This is a genomic window from Bathymodiolus platifrons methanotrophic gill symbiont (genome assembly GCF_002189065.1).
Classification (GTDB): Bacteria; Pseudomonadota; Gammaproteobacteria; order Methylococcales; family Methylomonadaceae; genus Methyloprofundus.
The window spans coordinates 1-2,496 of the sequence record NZ_BDMN01000482.1; the positions used below are offsets into that span (position 1 = coordinate 1).

General features: G+C 44.2%; 3 protein-coding genes and 1 pseudogene. All 4 read right to left on the reverse strand.

The genetic code is table 11. The features are described 5' to 3' along the window. Nucleotides 1-96 precede the first annotated feature (96 nt). Nucleotides 97-981, reverse strand: coding sequence for a hypothetical protein (locus CDZ78_RS19620; RefSeq protein WP_087871466.1), 885 nt, complete (start codon nt 979-981; stop codon nt 97-99). 4 nt (nt 982-985) lie between these two features. Next, nucleotides 986-1,861, reverse strand: a complete 876-nt coding sequence (locus CDZ78_RS23970) for a hypothetical protein (RefSeq protein WP_087871467.1) — start codon at nt 1,859-1,861, stop codon at nt 986-988. 82 nt (nt 1,862-1,943) lie between these two features. Then, nucleotides 1,944-2,042: pseudogene (locus CDZ78_RS24445) on the reverse strand (IS6 family transposase); the annotation flags it as partial. A 115-nt stretch (nt 2,043-2,157) separates the two neighbouring features. Next, entirely contained in the window at nt 2,158-2,460 is a 303-nt protein-coding gene (locus tag CDZ78_RS19630; protein ID WP_087871468.1) for an integrase core domain-containing protein, read from the reverse strand. Between the last annotated feature and the right edge of the window lie 36 nt (nt 2,461-2,496).

Genomic DNA, 2,496 nt, shown 5'->3' on the forward strand with positions numbered 1-2,496 from the left:
ACCAGCATTGTGTATTTCAGCTACTCAATAATTGGGAAACTTCAGTATTGTAGTTTAGAATTATTTTGTTCAAAAACTTGAGGGTCGAGTTATAGGTTAATTAAATTTTATACTGCCTTTTACACCGGGTGAACCACTGCTTCCATCTGTCCCTTGTGTATCACCAAACGAACCACTCCTGCCCGTTACTCTCGCGCTTCTATTCAGTTTACCCAGTCCGCCATATTGCCCTCTACCAACGAAATTTGCCTTGCCACCCTCTCCTCCTTCTCCCGGTAAACAGAGCGTTACAAACTCATTCTTGTAAGCAGCTGGTACGGTCATAACGACTGCGCCCCCATTTCCGCCATTGCCGCCATTGCCGCCATTATCCCCCTTGCAGCCATTGCCACCATTGCCGCCGTTAGCACCATAGGATGAAGTAAGGCCACAACATTTATATTCTCCACCCTCTCCGCCATAGCCTCCTTGCTCTGAACGCCATTGATCGTCACCTTTGCTGGGGTCGTTGTAAGCATCCCCACCTTTACCGCCTTTACCGCCTTTATTGATAATAGTAAATCGGTTGATAAGTGAATCAGCTATCGTGATGTTTTTTATGGTGATTGAAATATCAGGGGATTTTAGTCCAATCATTCCATTTGTCCCATCCATGCCTGATACTGAATCAGAACCATCTGTACCCGGTGTCGCATCGTTCATTGATATGGGGCCATTACACGTAGCATCTGTCCCTTTCAATCCATTGATGCCAGCAATTCCTTTTTTCCCTTGTTGTCCACTTTGAGCATCTGCCGCATGAACGAGTATGAAAGGAAAGGGTAGCTCACCCACTACTTTTAGATTATCTATGGTAATCCCTCCTGAACCCATAATGTCTATATAGCCGCCCTCTTCTACCGTTATTGTCCCGTACTCTTCTCCGACTAAGCCAACTGGAATAACTAGTGGATTTTTCGCACTTATTGTTTTATCAGTCATTATCTTATACCGTTGTAATTGTTATCGAACCTGCAATACCGGGCTTACCATTCTGACCAGCTTTACCCGGTATATTTCCGTTAGCACCTGCTTTACCCGATATTGACAGTCCCTTTTCTTCTGGCAGTAAATCTAAACCTTGCCCACCTTCGGGGCCTCCGCTACCACCTTCGCCAACTGTTCCTCCCTGTCCTCCCGGTCCTCCTACTGCTATATTTGATCTAGTCCATGTTTTCATACTTGAATTTACGGGTATTGTTAGTTCAATTTTGCAACCATTGCCGCCATTGCCGCCATTGCCGCCATCACTCCCATTGCCACCATTGCCGCCATTACCTCCATTACCGGGATAAGCATGTTGAAGGTCACATGTAATAGGTTTTCCACCATTACCACCTGCACCGCCTGCTCCCCCACTGCCGCCCCTTCCACCATTCCCGCCGGCACGCGGTTGGTCAATAATAGCTAACGTACCGGGATTAGTTATTTTATTTATCTTGATAGATAGATCGTGTGTATTGCCACCATCTGCACCATCATGACCTTTTGTCCCTATCTCCCCATTTCCTCCTGTTCCGCCACCTGCTGCATCAGGACTTGCAATTTCATCATTCCAAGGTAGACATTCACTATCCGTACCCGGTCTACCTTGTAAACCAACCTCTCCATTACGCCCATCCTCCCCGTTCTGTGGCGCGTTACTTTTTGTAGGTAGTGTCATGATAGTAGGCATGTTCCCCCCCGCACTTTGTGATTCCTTAAATATCAATTCATCAATCTCTATCTTGCCATATCCAGTGCAAGATATTGTGTCACTATTACCCATTGATAATTTCTTATAGTGTACATTTATAATCTCACCATCTATTATTATGTTCATTTACCCTTATTCTCCTAATTAGTTAATTAAGGTTCTGTCTCAAAAGTTTATCGTGCGTGTAAAAACTAGTTATAACCGGTCTTTATGCGGCTAATGAATAAAACTGTCCTGCAGGAGACAAACCATCTCTTCCGATCATTTGCCCTTTTTTGATCATTTTCATTAGCTCAATACCTGCTACTCGATGTTCAAGTTTTTCCATCCCATTGCCATCAAACTCTTACCTTCACCCAGCAGAACAATACTTTAATGATGGTGTTAGCGGTGTTTTTCAAGATAGTTTTCGCCTAAATTATTTAAGCCGCTTCATCAGTCCTGTCAGGATTTAATGAAACTGGCCCTGTAGCATCCCAGTTTCTGGTTGAGCCAGACCATCTGGAAGGTTTTTCTTTTTTCTTCTGGAGATATAATTTATCTCGCATTTCAAGAATATTTTTGTCTTTTCCTTCATGTCGTTCCGCAGGTGTGACGAATTTTATTTTGCTGTGCCGGTGCTCGTTGTTATACCATTCAACAAAGTTACCTACCCATTCCCGGGCTTCATCAAGACTATCAAAGCCACTGCCAGGCCAGTCAGGACAATACTGGTTATGTCGCATAAATCCCCCTTCCCGACGTTATCTGCTATCATAATT

Excerpts from the sequence above, each read along its gene's own strand:
- CDZ78_RS19630 (WP_087871468.1), bottom strand. The coding sequence starts at position 2,460 with ATGCGACATAACCAGTATTGTCCTGACTGGCCTGGCAGTGGCTTTGAT.
- CDZ78_RS23970 (WP_087871467.1), bottom strand. The coding sequence starts at position 1,861 with ATGAACATAATAATAGATGGTGAGATTATAAATGTACACTATAAGAAA.
- CDZ78_RS19620 (WP_087871466.1), bottom strand. The coding sequence starts at position 981 with ATGACTGATAAAACAATAAGTGCGAAAAATCCACTAGTTATTCCAGTT.